Source organism: Curtobacterium sp. MCLR17_055, assembly GCF_003234305.1.
GTDB classification, from domain to species: domain Bacteria; phylum Actinomycetota; class Actinomycetes; order Actinomycetales; family Microbacteriaceae; genus Curtobacterium; species Curtobacterium flaccumfaciens.
Map to the genome: position 1 here is coordinate 135793 of NZ_QKSX01000012.1, position 12717 is coordinate 148509.

The window sequence follows — 12717 nt, forward strand, 5'->3', positions numbered from 1 at the left end:
CACCGAACGGAGCGACCATGAGCACCCCCCGTACCGTCCTCATCACCGGCGGCAACCGCGGCATCGGCCACGCGCTGGCCGAGCGGTTCGTCGCCGCCGGCCACCGGGTCGCCGTGACGTCGCGCAGCGGCCAGGGTGGTCCCGAGGGCGCGCTGACGGTGCAGGCTGACATCACCGACACGGCCTCCGTCGACGCCGCGTTCACGCAGGTCGAGGCCGAGCTCGGTCCGATCGAGGTCCTCGTCGCGAACGCCGGCATCACGAACGACCAGCTGCTCCTCCGCATGTCCGAGGACGACTTCACCAGCGTGGTCGACACGAACCTCACGGGCACCTTCCGCGTCGTCAAGCGCGCCACGAAGGGCATGATGAAGGCCAAGTTCGGCCGCATCGTGCTGATGTCGAGCGTCGTGGGCGCCTACGGCCAGATCGGCCAGGTCAACTACGCGTCCTCGAAGGCCGCCCTGGTCGGCATGGCCCGGTCGATCACGCGTGAGCTCGGCTCGCGCGGCATCACCGCCAACGTCGTGGCGCCCGGCTTCATCCAGACGGACATGACCGCCGCGCTCTCCGACGAGCTGCAGGCCGAGTTCAAGAAGGCGATCCCGGCCGCCCGCTACGGCACGGTCGACGACGTCGCAGACGCCACGCTGTTCCTGGCGAGCGACGGCGCCGGGTACGTCTCCGGTGCGATCATCCCGGTCGACGGTGGCCTCGGGATGGGCCACTAGCCCTCGGACTGATCAGCCGCGCAGACCGAGCGTCGCGAGCACGGCGGACAGGTCGCGGTCGACGACCGCGACGTCCGCCTGCTCCCGCACGCGCGGCTTCGCGTCGAACGCCACCGAGAGCGCGGCGACGCGCATCATCTCGAGGTCGTTCGCGCCGTCACCGATCGCGATCGTCCGTGCCGGGTCGACCCCGTCGGCGTCCGCCCACTCGCGGAGCGCGACGGCCTTGGCGTGCGCGTCGACGACGTCGCCGAGCACGCGGCCGGTGAGCACGCCGTCGGTGACCTCGAGGCGGTTCGCCCGGCAGTGGTCGAGGCCCAGCTGCTCGGCGAACGGGTCGAGCACCTCGTGGAACCCGCCCGACACCACGCCGACGGTGCCGCCTGCGGCGTGCACCCCACGGACGAGCTGGTCGGCGCCCCACGTCACACGGACCGCCTGCTGTGCACGGACGAAGACGTCTGCCTGGAGGCCCACAAGGGTCGCGACACGCTCCCGGAGGCTCTCGGCGAAGTCGAGTTCCCCGCGCATGGCGCGCTCCGTGATCGCCGCCACCTGTGGCCGGGTCCCGGCGCTGTCGGCGAGCAGTTCGATCACCTCGTCCTCGAGGAGCGTGGAATCGGCATCGAGGACGACGAGGAAGCGGGGCACGCACCAACGGTACCGACTGACGAAAGGCACGGCCGCGTCCGTGACGCGAGCCGTGCCTCCAGGCCGTCCGTCCGGGGCTGCGCCCCGGGTGTCTGCTTCGTTACGCGTCGTGCCTATGCGTCGACGCGGACGCCCTTGCCGACCACGGTGATGCCCGACTCCGTGACGGTGAAGCCGCGCGCTTCGTCGGCCTCGCGGTCGACGCCGACCTGCGCGCCCGGTGCGATGACGACGTCCTTGTCGAGGATGGCGCGGTTGACGACCGCGCCGGCGCCGATGGTGGCGCGCTCGAACACGATCGAGTCGAGGACCTTCGCGCCGGAGTCGATCGAGCACCAGGGCCCGATCATGCTGCGCTCGACCTGCGCACCCGACACCAGGCAGCCGAGCGACACGAGCGAGTCCACCGTGGACCCGGTGTTGCCGTTCGCGTCGCGGACGAACTTCGCCGGCGGCAGGTTGGTCTGCTGGTTGAAGATCGGCCAATCCTGGTTGTACAGGTTGAAGACCGGGACCGGCGCGATGAGGTCCATGTGGGCGTCGAAGAACGAGTCGATGGTGCCCACGTCGCGCCAGTAGTACTTGTCGCGGTCGGTGGAACCGGGGACCTCGTTGCGCTGCAGGTCGTACACGCCGGCGTCGCCGCGGTTGACGAAGTCGGGGACGATGTCGCCGCCCATGTCGTGCGCGGACGTCTCGAGCTGGCCGTCCCGCAGGACCGCGTCGACGAGGGCGTCCGCGTTGAACACGTAGTTGCCCATCGAGGCCAGGATCTCGCCGGGGGAGTCGGCCAGGCCGACGGCGTCCTTCGGCTTCTCGAGGAACGCCTCGATCTTCGTGGGGTCGTCGTCGGCCACCTGGATCACGCCGAACTGGTCGGCGAGCCCGATCGGCTGACGGATCGCCGCCACCGTGGCACTGCGGCCGGACGCGATGTGCGCCTCGACCATCTGGTGGAAGTCCATCCGGTACACGTGGTCCGCACCGACGACGACGACGATGTCGGGGCGTTCGTCGCGCAGCAGGTTGAGCGACTGCAGAATCGCGTCGGCCGAGCCGGCGAACCAGCGCTTGCCGAGCCGCTGCTGCGCGGGGACGGACGCGACGTAGGAGCCGAGCAGCCCCTCCATGCGCCACGTCTCCGCGACGTGCCGGTCGAGACTGTGCGACTTGTACTGGGTCAGGACGACGATCTTCTGCAGACCGGAGTTGACCAGGTTCGACAGTGCGAAGTCGATGAGACGGAAGTTGCCGCCGAACGGGACGGCGGGCTTCGCGCGATCGGCCGTGAGCGGCATGAGTCGTTTGCCCTCGCCGCCGGCGAGCACGATGCCGAAGACCTTCTTTGGTGCCATGCCGCTCACAGTAGGCGTCAGCACTGGGAACCGGTTACGTTGAACCAGTGCGAGTCGATCTGCTGACCAGGGAGTATCCGCCGGAGGTCTACGGCGGAGCGGGTGTCCACGTGTCCGAACTCACCGCCGCGTTGCGGTCGGGGACGGACACGGAAGTCCGTGTCCGGGCCTTCGGGGCCTTCCGTGACGAACCCGACGTGTGGGGCTACCGGACCCCGGACGGCCTCGGCCAGGCGAACGGCGCGCTGCAGGCCCTGGGCACCGACGTGGCCATCGCGGCCGACGTCGAGGGTGCCGACCTCGTGCACTCGCACACCTGGTACGCGAACTCCGCGGGCCGGATCGCGCAGCTGACCTACGGCATCCCCCACATCGTGACCGCCCACAGTCTCGAGCCCCTCCGCCCGTGGAAGGCCGAGCAGCTCGGCGGCGGCTACCGCCTGTCCAGCTGGATGGAGCGCGAGGCGTTCGAACACGCCGACGGCGTCATCGCGGTCTCGAAGGCCATGCGTGCGGACATCCTGCGCTCGTACCCGTCGATCGACCCGGCGAAGGTCCACGTCGTCTACAACGGCATCGACATCGATGCGTGGAAGCCGACCGTCGACGAGGACGCCGTGCGCGCCCTCGGCATCGACCCGACTCGCCCGAGCGTCGTGTTCGTCGGACGCATCACCCGCCAGAAGGGCCTGCCGTACCTGCTCCGTGCCGTGGCGTCGCTGCCGTCGGACGTGCAGATCGTGCTGTGCGCCGGCGCGCCGGACACCCCCGAGATCCTGGCCGAGGTCACCGAGCTCGTCGAGGGCCTCCGCGCGGAACGTGAAGGCGTCGTCTGGATCGACCGGATGCTCGCGCACGAGGAGATCGTGAACGTGCTGTCCTCGGGCACCGTGTTCGTCTGCCCGTCGGTCTACGAGCCGCTCGGCATCGTGAACCTCGAGGCCATGGCGTGCGGCATCCCCGTCGTCGGCACGGGCACCGGGGGCATCCCCGAGGTCGTCGCCGACGGGCTCACCGGTCGCATCGTCCCGATCGACCAGGTGCAGGACGGTACCGGGACCCCGACCGACCCCGACCGCTTCGTGGCCGACCTCGCCGCGACCCTCACCGAGGTGCTCGCCGACGAGGGGCTGGCGAAGCTCATGGGACGCGCCGGACGGCTCCGTGTCGAGACCGAGTTCACCTGGGACGCGATCGCCACCAGGACACGGCAGGTCTACGACCGGGTGCTCGGCCAGAACCCGTAGGCTGGTCGCATGCCCTCGGTCGTGCGCTTGTCAGACGTCTCCGTGGTCCGCAACGGGGCCACCATCCTCGACGCGATCTCGTGGGAGGTGCAGGACGACGAACGCTGGGTCGTGCTCGGCGCGAACGGCGCCGGCAAGACGACGCTGCTGCAGGTCGCCGGCGCCCAGACGTTCCCCACCTCGGGTGACGTCGAGGTGCTCGGGACCGAACTCGGCGGTGCCGACCTGTTCGAGCTCCGCCCGCGCATCGGCTTCGCGTCGACCGCGCTGGCCCGTCGCATCCCGGTGACCGAGAAGGTCATCGACGTCGTGCTCACCGCGGCGTACTCGGTCACGGGCCGCTGGAACGAGGAGTACGAGGAGCTCGACGTCCGCCGCGCGCAGCGCGTGCTCGAGGAGTGGGGCCTGGGGTCCTTCACCGACCGCACGTTCGGCGACCTGAGCGACGGCGAGCAGAAGCGCGTGCAGATCGCCCGTGCGGTGATGACCGACCCGGAGATCCTGTTCCTCGACGAACCGGCCGCGTCGCTCGACCTCGGCGCCCGTGAGAGCCTCGTCCGCACCCTCGGCGGCTACGCCCAGAGCGCCGACTCGCCGGCCATCGTCATCGTGACCCACCACGTCGAGGAGATCCCGGCCGGCTTCACCCACGCGCTCGTCCTCGCCGACGGCCACGTGCAGGCCGCCGGCCCCATCGACGAGGTCCTGACGGACCAGACCCTGACCGAGGCGTTCGGCATCGACCTCTCGGTCACCAAGGACGCCGGTCGCTACACGGCACGCGCCGCGTAGCGCTGCGATCCCGCCGTCTCTCTGGTATCGTGGACGGCTGGCGCAAGCCGACGACTTCCCGCGCAGTTCGCGCAATCCCATCACCGCTATCGAGGAATCTCCATGAAGACCGACACCCACCCCGAGTACCGCGCCATCGTCTTCCGCGACCTGGCCTCCGGTGAGACGTTCCTGACGCGTTCGACCGCGAACAGCGACAAGACCATCGAGCTCGACGGTGCGACCTACCCGGTCATCGACGTCGAGATCTCGTCCGCTTCGCACCCGTTCTACACGGGCAAGCAGCGCATCCTCGACTCGGCCGGTCGCGTCGAGAAGTTCAACCAGCGCTTCAAGGGCTTCAGCAAGTAAGCAGCCCCCACGCAACGCCCACGGGCGGTCCTCCTCCGGGAGGGCCGCCCGTTCGCGTTGTGCGGCGTTTCCGGCCGGCGCTGTACTCGGACACAAGACACCGGTGTTCACGCGTCACACCGCGGTCTGCGGGTGTTCGGCGCGCGAACACCGGTGCTTTGCGAGGGGCAGGGCGAGGTCAGGCGCCGTTGCGGTGGGGCCAGCGGCCGTCGGCGGTGAACGTCGGGTCGCGCTTCTTGCGCATGTAGTCCTGGAACGAGGTGGCCTGCTCGGCGCACCAGCCGACCTGCTTGCGGTGGAGTTCCTCGGCGGAGATGCCGAGCTCGTCCGGGTACTTGCCCGCGATGGCCTGGGCGACACGCCCGGCAGCGATCGCGTCGGCTCCGGCGTCGTGCGCGTCGTCGAGCGTGACGCCGTAGAGCTCGGACGCGGCCTCGAGCGTGCGCTTGCCCTTGCGGAAGGTGTCGAGCGCCTTGTCGATCACCAGCGGGTCGACGACGTTGCCGATGACGGGCGAGGCGAACCCGTGCCGTTTCGCTTCGCGGTCGAGCACGGTGAGGTCGTACGGGGCGTTGTAGATCACCAGGGGGATGCCCCGGGCGAACACGGCCTCGATCGCGGCGATGATCTCGGCGACGACCTCGGCCGCGGGACGTCCCTCGGCCTGGGCACGCTCGGTGGTGTAGCCGTGCACGGCGGCGGCGCCCTCGGGGATCGGCACGCCGGGGTCCGCGATCCAGGCACCCTCGACGATGGAGGCCCCGGTCATGTCGATGAGCCCGACGTGGGCGGTGACGATGCGGGCCGTCTCGACGTCGACCCCGGTGGTCTCGAGGTCGAAGACGCCCAGCGCGTGCCACCAGGGCCGACCCGTGAGGTCCTGGGACGGAGCGGGCGCGTCGAGCTGTGCTGTGGGGAACGTCACGCGGTCAGGCTAACGGGACGCACCGACACCCCCGACTACCGGGTCGGCGCGCCGACGTGCAGCCAGTAGAACGACTGCGTGCCCATGGTGAGTGTGACGGTGCCGTCCTCGTCGAACGACGGGAACGAGCTGCCGCCGAACAGGTCGTAGAGCGGGCGCCCCGCGAACTCCGGAGCGGAGATCGTGACCGAGGTCGGGTTCGTCGCGAACGAGAACACGCACAGGACGTCCTCGGCGGACGGGCCGAACTGCTGCCCGGAGCCCTCCCACGAGCGGACGAAGGCGAGCACCGAGTCGTTCGAGGTCTCCTGCACGTGCAGGGAGCCGAGGCCGAACACCGGGTGGGCCTTGCGCGTGTGGATGACGTTCCGGACCCAGTGCAGCAGCGAGCGCGACTGGGCGAGCTGCGCCTCGACGTTGACCTGTGCGTAGTTGTACACGAGCGACTGGACGACGGGCAGGTAGAGCTTGCCCGGGTCGGCGGTGGAGAAGCCGGCGTTGCGGTCCGGCGTCCACTGCATCGGCGTGCGCGAGGAGTCACGGTCCGGCAGCCAGATGTTGTCGCCCATCCCGATCTCGTCGCCGTAGTACAGGAACGGCGAACCGGGCAGCGAGAACAGCAGCGCGTGGATGAGCTCGAGCTCGGCGCGGGAGTTGTCGAGCAGGGGAGCGAGGCGTCGGCGGATACCGATGTTCGAGCGCATCCGCGGGTCGTAGCCGTACCAGCCGTACATCGCCTGCCGGTACTCCTCGCTGACCATCTCGAGCGTGAGCTCGTCGTGGTTGCGGAGGAAGACGCCCCACGCCGCGCTGGCCGGCACGTCGAGCGTCTCGGACAGGATCGCCTTGAGCTCGGCGGCGTGCTGGGCACGGAGCGAGTAGAAGATGCGCGGCATCACCGGGAAGTCGAACGCCATGTGGCACTCGGGCTCCTCGTCGGTGCCGAAGAACGCCGCCGTCTCGCGCGGCCACTGGTTGGCCTCGGCCAGGAGCACACGCCCGGGGTACTCGTCGTCGACCATCGCGCGGAGCTTCTTGATGAACTCGTGGGTCTCCGGCTCGCCCTCGCCGTTGCCCTCCTCCGACTCGAACAGGTACGGGATCGCGTCGAGCCGGAGCCCGTCGACGCCCATGTCGAGCCAGTGCCGGACGACGTCGTAGATCGCCTCGATGACCGCGGGGTTCTCGAAGTTCAGGTCGGGCTGGTGCGAGAAGAAGCGGTGGAAGAAGAACTGGCGTCGGACCGGGTCGAAGGTCCAGTTGGACTCTTCGGTGTCGACGAAGATGATGCGGATGTTCGAGTAGTCCTCGTCGGTGTCCCGCCAGACGTAGAAGTCGCCGTAGGGGCCGTCCGGGTCCTCGCGGGACTGCTGGAACCACTCGTGCTGGTCGCTGGTGTGGTTGATCACCATGTCGATCACGATGCGCATGTTCCGCTCGTGCGACTTCGTCACGAGCTCGCGGAAGTCGTCGAGCGTGCCGAACTCCGGCAGGATCGCCCGGTAGTCGGCGATGTCGTACCCGCCGTCGCGCATCGGCGACTGGAAGAACGGCGGCAGCCACAGGGCGTCCACGCCGAGCCACTGCAGGTAGTCGAGCTTGCCGATCACGCCCTGGATGTCGCCGATGCCGTCTCCGTTGGAGTCGACGAACGACCGGATCATGCACTCGTAGAAGACCGAGCGCTTGTACCACTGCGGGTCGAGCGTCAGGCCGGGCAGCTGGATCGGGGCTGTGAAGGTCACCGTGCTCCTCGTCGTCATCGACGGACCGGTCGACGGCCCGCCCCGGACACGATAGGCGCGAGATGCTGCGGGTGTCCGGGGTTTCGTGCGGTTCGCTCCCTAGACTGGCGCGGATGCAACCGCCCGTGCTCTCCCCGTACCAGTCGTTGATGGCCGCCACCCCGGTCGTGCACCGGGCCGTCCAGGTCGACGGCCGGACCACGCACTACTGGGTCTACGGGCCCGAGGATGCGGATCGCACCGTGCTCGCCGTGCACGGGTTCCGCGGGGACCACCACGGGCTCGAGACCATCGCCGCGCACCTCGAAGGTGTCCGTGTGATCGTGCCCGACCTGCCCGGCTTCGGCGTGTCCGATCCGCTGCCGGTGTCGGACATCGACGCGTACGTGGCCTGGCTGACGGGGTTCCACGCCGCGCTCGGGCTCGGCCGCGACACCGTGGTGCTCGGGCACTCGTTCGGGTCGATCGTGGTGTCGGCCACCGTCGCCGCCGGGCTCGACACCCGGCTGCTCGTGCTCGTGAACCCCATCGCCGCCCCGGCCCTGCAGGGTCCGCGTGCCGTCGGGACTGCGATCGCGATCGGGTACTACCGCGCCGGTGCGGTGCTGCCGAAGCCGATCGGGCTCGGGATCCTGCGGAACGGCGCGATCGTCCGGGCGATGAGCATCGCGATGCTGAAGTCGCACGACCCCGCCGTCCGCCGATGGGTGCACGACCAGCACGACCGGTACTTCTCGGCCTTCGCGAACCGCACGAGCGTGCTCGAGGCGTTCCGCACCTCAGTCACCCACGACGTCTCCGAGTACGCCGACCGGATCACGGTGCCCGTGCTGCTCGTCGCGGCCGAGCACGACGACATCACCGCCGTCCCCGAACAGCGCGCACTCGCCGAGCGTCTGCGGGACGCCGAGCTCGTCGTGATCCCGGGGGTCGGCCACCTGGTGCACTACGAGACGCCGGCTCCGGCCGCGGCGGCGGTGCTCCGCCGGATGGCGGACACGACCGGGCGTGCCGGACGCCAGGGACGCACTGGACGCGGCGCGGCGGCGACGGACAGCCGACCGTCGGGGGCGGGGCGGGCCTCCCGGACGGCGGACGCGTCGTGACGCGCCTGCGCATCGGCATCGACTGCCGGTACGTGCGGATCGGTCGGCACGACGGCATCAGCCGGTTCACCGCGGGGGTCGTCGCGCACCTGCCGGACCGGCACGACTACGTGCTGCTCGTCAGCGACGAGCGCCAGCTCGAGTCGCTGCCGAGGGACCTGCCGTGGGAGCTGCTGCCCGCGCCGACGGACGCGGGGGAGCCGCTCGTCGCCCGGCGCGTCAACCGGCTCGGGCTCGACGCGGTGTTCTCGCCGATGCAGACGATGGGGTCGCGGGGTCGTCGGTACGCGCTCGTCCTGACGCTGCACGACCTGATCTACTACCGCAACCGCACGCCCCCGCGGGAGTTCTCGTGGCCGCTGCGGCTCGGCTGGCGGGCGTTCCACCTGTCCTGGGTGCCGCAGCGGTTCCTGCTGAACGGCGCGGACGGGGTGGTGACGGTGTCGGAGACGACCGCCGGGCTGATCGCCGAGCACCGGCTGACGAAGCGACCCGTGACGGTCGCCTACAACGCGGCCGACCCGGCGACCCCGCGGGTGGCCGGAGCACCACGTGGACGCTCGCTCGTCTACATGGGCTCGTTCATGCCGTACAAGAACGTCGAGACCCTGGCGGCGGCGCTGCCGCTCCTCGGGGCGGACTGGACGCTGCACTGCATGTCGCGGGTGTCCGACGCCGACCGTGCACGGCTCGAGGCGCTGGCTCCCACGGGGACGATCGTGTTCCACGACGGCGCCACGGACGAGGAGTACCTGTCCGTGCTCCGTTCGGCCACCGCGCTGGCGACCGCGTCGTACGACGAGGGGTTCGGCATCCCGCTCGTCGAGGCGATGGGCGTCGGGACCCCGGTCGTCGTCAGCGACATCCCGATCTTCCGGGAGATCGGTGGCTCGGCTGCGGAGTACTTCGACCCGGCGTCGCCGTCCGCCCTCGCCGCGGCCGTCCGGAGGGTCGAGGAACGGTGGGACGAGGCCTCGCGGCAGTCGATCGAGCGTGCCGGTCGGTTCCGGTGGCAGGACTCGGCGGAGCAGGTCGTCCGGGCCGTCGAGCGGGCCGTGGGGGACCGGCGGGGCTGAGGGCGGGTGCGGGGCGCGGGCTCGCGGTTCGTGACGATGCGGAACGACGATGTCGATGTCGTACGACGTCGACCGTGTCGTTCCACGTCGGACGCGCCACCGCCGCGCCACCCCGCGCGACCACCACACCGTCACTCCGGCGCGATGACCTGCACGTCCGCCCCGGGGAACACCTTCTGCGTCTCCTCGGTGACCCGCGACACGATCGGCGGCACCGCGGCGCCCCGACCCGGGGTCCGCACGACGATCGACTGGTCGCGTGCGGCGTCGGACGGGTCGCCGCGGCGCTCCCACGAGCAACGGACCTCCGTCACACCGCCGATGTGGTCGAGCGTGTTCGCCAGTGCCAGGCGCTTCGCCGCGACCCCACCGGCACCGGTGACGCCGATCTCCAGGTTGCCGAGGTCGGCGACCACGACGACGCGGACACCGTTGCCACCGGACTCGTCGGCTGCGCGGCTGATGGCGGCGACCAGGTCACGCCGGGCAGCGGTGTCGAGCGACGGGTCCGCCCGGACCGAGGCGATGGCGTCGTAGCTCGCGAACGCCGTCTTCGACGGGGCATGGTGCCGCACGTCGGTGACGCCGGGCAGCGCACGCACGCGCGTGTCGAACCGGTCGAGCGCCACGTCCGGCCGTGGGAAGACCCCGCCGATGCCGTTCTGGACGCTCCCGATGATCGACCCGAGCACCACGGCGATGACCGCGACCACCGCGAGGGTGCTGCCGCCGATGATGAACCAGGTGCGGGCCCGGGTGCGGGTGGGGACGCTCGCCGTCTCGGGACCGAACACCCGGTCGAGGTCGTCGGCCTGCTGGTCGAGGGCGTGCTGGCCGTGTCGGCTGGTTCCGTCGTCGGACATGTGGCTCCCCTCACCCCGGTGTGCGGGTGCGTCGGAGCCTAGTCCCCGGTCAGCCCCGGCGCTCCAAGGGGTTCTGGTACTCGAACGCGGACCCTCCGGTGGCGTCGGACACGTCGTCGATCGGGTCGTCGAACCGGACGAGTTCGGCGTGGAAGCGCTCGGGGTCCCACCGGAACGAGTGGATGGACCCGTTGCGGATCGGGGTGTTGCGGCGGTCGGCGGTGCCGGGGGCTGCGGCGTTCACGACACTGCGGATCACCGCGCCGTGGGTCGCGACCACGACGACGCCGGCGTCGAACCGGACCGCGATCTCACCGAGCGTCTCGGTGACGCGGGCGAGCAGCGCGGAGCGGGACTCCCGACCGGGGATGTCGTCGTGCGGGTACCGTGCCGACACCTCGTCGTCGGTCAGCCCCTCGGCTTCGCCGTAGGAGCGCTCGGCCAGGCCCGGGTATGTCGTCGGTGCGTCGAGGCCCAGGCGGTCGGCGATGATCGCGCCCGTCTCGGCCGCACGGGACAGCGGGGAGGCGACGACCGCGTCGAACGGTCGGCGGGTCAGGAGCTCGGCGGCCTCGGCGGCCTGCCGTCGTCCGGTGTCGTTGAGCGGGATGTCGGTCGAGCCCTGGATGCGGCGTTGCGCGTTCCAGTCGGTCTCGCCGTGCCGGACGAGGTACAGGAGGGTCGTCACCCGTCGATCTTCGCAGACGCGCCCGGCAGGCCCGTCCGGGAACCGCGACCGCGCAGGCCCGTCCGGCAGCCGCGACCGGCTAGTCGGTCGACGCCGCCGCGCTGAGCCGCTCCGCCAGGTGCACGAGCGTCTCGGTGGTACCGGCGTCGAGCTTCACGGCCGCCCGCCGGTCACTGCGGGTCTCGCCGCGGTTCACGATGACCACCGGGTTCTTGCGGCGCGCAGCGTGGTCGACCAGCCGCACGCCCGAGTTCACGGTGAGGGACGAACCGACGACGAGCAGCGCGTCGGCGTCGGCGACGATCGACACGGCCTCGCGGAACTTCTCGGCCGGCACGAACTCGCCGAAGAAGACGACGTCGGGCTTCAGGTCGCCGCCGCACACGGTGCACGCGGGCACGACGAACCGTTCGACGTCGGTGATCTCGACGTCGCCGTCCGGCTGCAGCTGCACGGACCCGGGCTCGTCGATCCAGGGGTTCTCGCGGTCGATGGTGGCGGCGAGGTCGGAGCGGGAGAACACCTGCCCGCAGCGCAGGCACACGGCGCGGTCCATCGAGCCGTGGATCTCGACGACGCGGCGGGACCCGGCGCGCAGGTGCAGGCCGTCGACGTTCTGCGTGATGACCCCGGCGACGATCCCGGCGTCCTCGAGTGCGGCGAGCGCCCGGTGTCCGTCGTTCGGCACGGCGGCCGCGAAGCTCCGCCAGCCCAGGTGGGATCCTGCCCAGTAGCGCTGGCGCTTCGCGGGGTCGGCCAGGAACTCCTGGAACGTCATGGGCTTGCGCACCACCCGTCCGGCACCGCGGTAGTCGGGGATGCCGGAGTCGGTGCTCAGACCGGCACCGGAGAGCACGGCGATCCGCTTGCCCGCGAGCACCTCGACGACGCGGTCCAGGTCGTCCGCGGTCACCGATCCGGCGGCCGCCCCGGTGGTCGGTCCGGTCGTCGACGCAGCATCATCCAGCACCCTGTTCACGGTACCCTCAACACCCGACCGTCCCGGTCGCTTCCCAGGCGGAGCGCATCCTCGGCGGACCCGCCCGGCGGCAGCCCGGAGCAGCCCGTCGGCAGCCCGGACCCGCGCCGGCCCAGGCCCGTCGGACCCGCGCCGGCCCAGGCCCGTCGGACCCGCGCCGGCCCAGGCCCGCCGGACCCGCGCCGGCCCAGGCCCGCCGGCCCCGGCC

Annotated in this window: 13 protein-coding genes; 6 read left to right on the forward strand and 7 right to left on the reverse strand. The window is 71.0% G+C overall.

Annotation, left to right across the window (positions count from 1 at the left end; translation table 11 throughout):
• The first annotated feature begins 17 nt into the window (after positions 1 to 17).
• A complete protein-coding gene (gene fabG, locus DEJ09_RS12135; protein ID WP_027465673.1) occupies positions 18 to 731 on the forward strand; it encodes a 3-oxoacyl-ACP reductase FabG in 714 nt (237 codons plus the stop codon).
• A 12-nt stretch (positions 732 to 743) separates the two neighbouring features.
• Here fabG and serB read toward each other — a convergent pair whose 3' ends face one another.
• Entirely contained in the window at positions 744 to 1382 is a 639-nt protein-coding gene (serB, locus tag DEJ09_RS12140; protein WP_111088777.1) for a phosphoserine phosphatase SerB, read from the reverse strand.
• 113 nt (positions 1383 to 1495) lie between these two features.
• Positions 1496 to 2737, reverse strand: coding sequence for a glucose-1-phosphate adenylyltransferase (locus tag DEJ09_RS12145; RefSeq protein WP_111046381.1), 1242 nt, complete (start codon positions 2735 to 2737; stop codon positions 1496 to 1498).
• 47 nt (positions 2738 to 2784) lie between these two features.
• On the opposite strand from DEJ09_RS12145, the gene glgA reads away from it, so the two are divergent.
• The 3 genes from glgA (at position 2785) to DEJ09_RS12160 (ending at position 5127) form a co-directional block, all read left to right on the forward strand.
• On the forward strand, positions 2785 to 3984 hold the full coding sequence (glgA, locus tag DEJ09_RS12150; protein WP_071403766.1) for a glycogen synthase: 1200 nt from the start codon (positions 2785 to 2787) through the stop codon (positions 3982 to 3984).
• A 9-nt stretch (positions 3985 to 3993) separates the two neighbouring features.
• On the forward strand, positions 3994 to 4776 hold the full coding sequence (locus tag DEJ09_RS12155; RefSeq protein ID WP_017887279.1) for an ABC transporter ATP-binding protein: 783 nt from the start codon (positions 3994 to 3996) through the stop codon (positions 4774 to 4776).
• A 102-nt stretch (positions 4777 to 4878) separates the two neighbouring features.
• Positions 4879 to 5127 (forward strand): type B 50S ribosomal protein L31, encoded by a 249-nt coding sequence (locus tag DEJ09_RS12160; RefSeq protein WP_017887280.1) that lies wholly within the window; start codon positions 4879 to 4881, stop codon positions 5125 to 5127.
• Positions 5128 to 5305: 178 nt separating this feature from the next.
• Here the strand turns inward: DEJ09_RS12160 and DEJ09_RS12165 are convergent, their stop codons facing one another.
• Together DEJ09_RS12165 and treS are read right to left on the reverse strand one after the other, a co-directional pair.
• Positions 5306 to 6052 (reverse strand): 3'-5' exonuclease, encoded by a 747-nt coding sequence (locus DEJ09_RS12165; RefSeq protein ID WP_111223637.1) that lies wholly within the window; start codon positions 6050 to 6052, stop codon positions 5306 to 5308.
• Positions 6053 to 6087: 35 nt separating this feature from the next.
• On the reverse strand, positions 6088 to 7797 hold the full coding sequence (gene treS / locus DEJ09_RS12170; RefSeq protein WP_071403984.1) for a maltose alpha-D-glucosyltransferase: 1710 nt from the start codon (positions 7795 to 7797) through the stop codon (positions 6088 to 6090).
• Positions 7798 to 7910: 113 nt separating this feature from the next.
• Between treS and DEJ09_RS12175 the strand changes: the two genes are divergently transcribed.
• Positions 7911 to 8903 (forward strand): alpha/beta fold hydrolase, encoded by a 993-nt coding sequence (locus DEJ09_RS12175; RefSeq protein WP_253183649.1) that lies wholly within the window; start codon positions 7911 to 7913, stop codon positions 8901 to 8903.
• 5 nt (positions 8904 to 8908) lie between these two features.
• Positions 8909 to 9979, forward strand: coding sequence for a glycosyltransferase family 1 protein (locus DEJ09_RS12180; protein WP_111088788.1), 1071 nt, complete (start codon positions 8909 to 8911; stop codon positions 9977 to 9979).
• A gap of 131 nt (positions 9980 to 10110) precedes the next feature.
• Here the strand turns inward: DEJ09_RS12180 and DEJ09_RS12185 are convergent, their stop codons facing one another.
• From DEJ09_RS12185 to DEJ09_RS12195, 3 genes are all read right to left on the reverse strand, one after another.
• Positions 10111 to 10842: a hypothetical protein gene (locus tag DEJ09_RS12185; protein ID WP_111088778.1), complete on the reverse strand. Its 732-nt coding sequence runs from the start codon at positions 10840 to 10842 to the stop codon at positions 10111 to 10113.
• A gap of 49 nt (positions 10843 to 10891) precedes the next feature.
• Positions 10892 to 11530: a histidine phosphatase family protein gene (locus DEJ09_RS12190; RefSeq protein WP_111024980.1), complete on the reverse strand. Its 639-nt coding sequence runs from the start codon at positions 11528 to 11530 to the stop codon at positions 10892 to 10894.
• Between the two features lie 79 nt (positions 11531 to 11609).
• Positions 11610 to 12443, reverse strand: coding sequence for a Sir2 family NAD-dependent protein deacetylase (locus DEJ09_RS12195; RefSeq protein ID WP_111024994.1), 834 nt, complete (start codon positions 12441 to 12443; stop codon positions 11610 to 11612).
• Between the last annotated feature and the right edge of the window lie 274 nt (positions 12444 to 12717).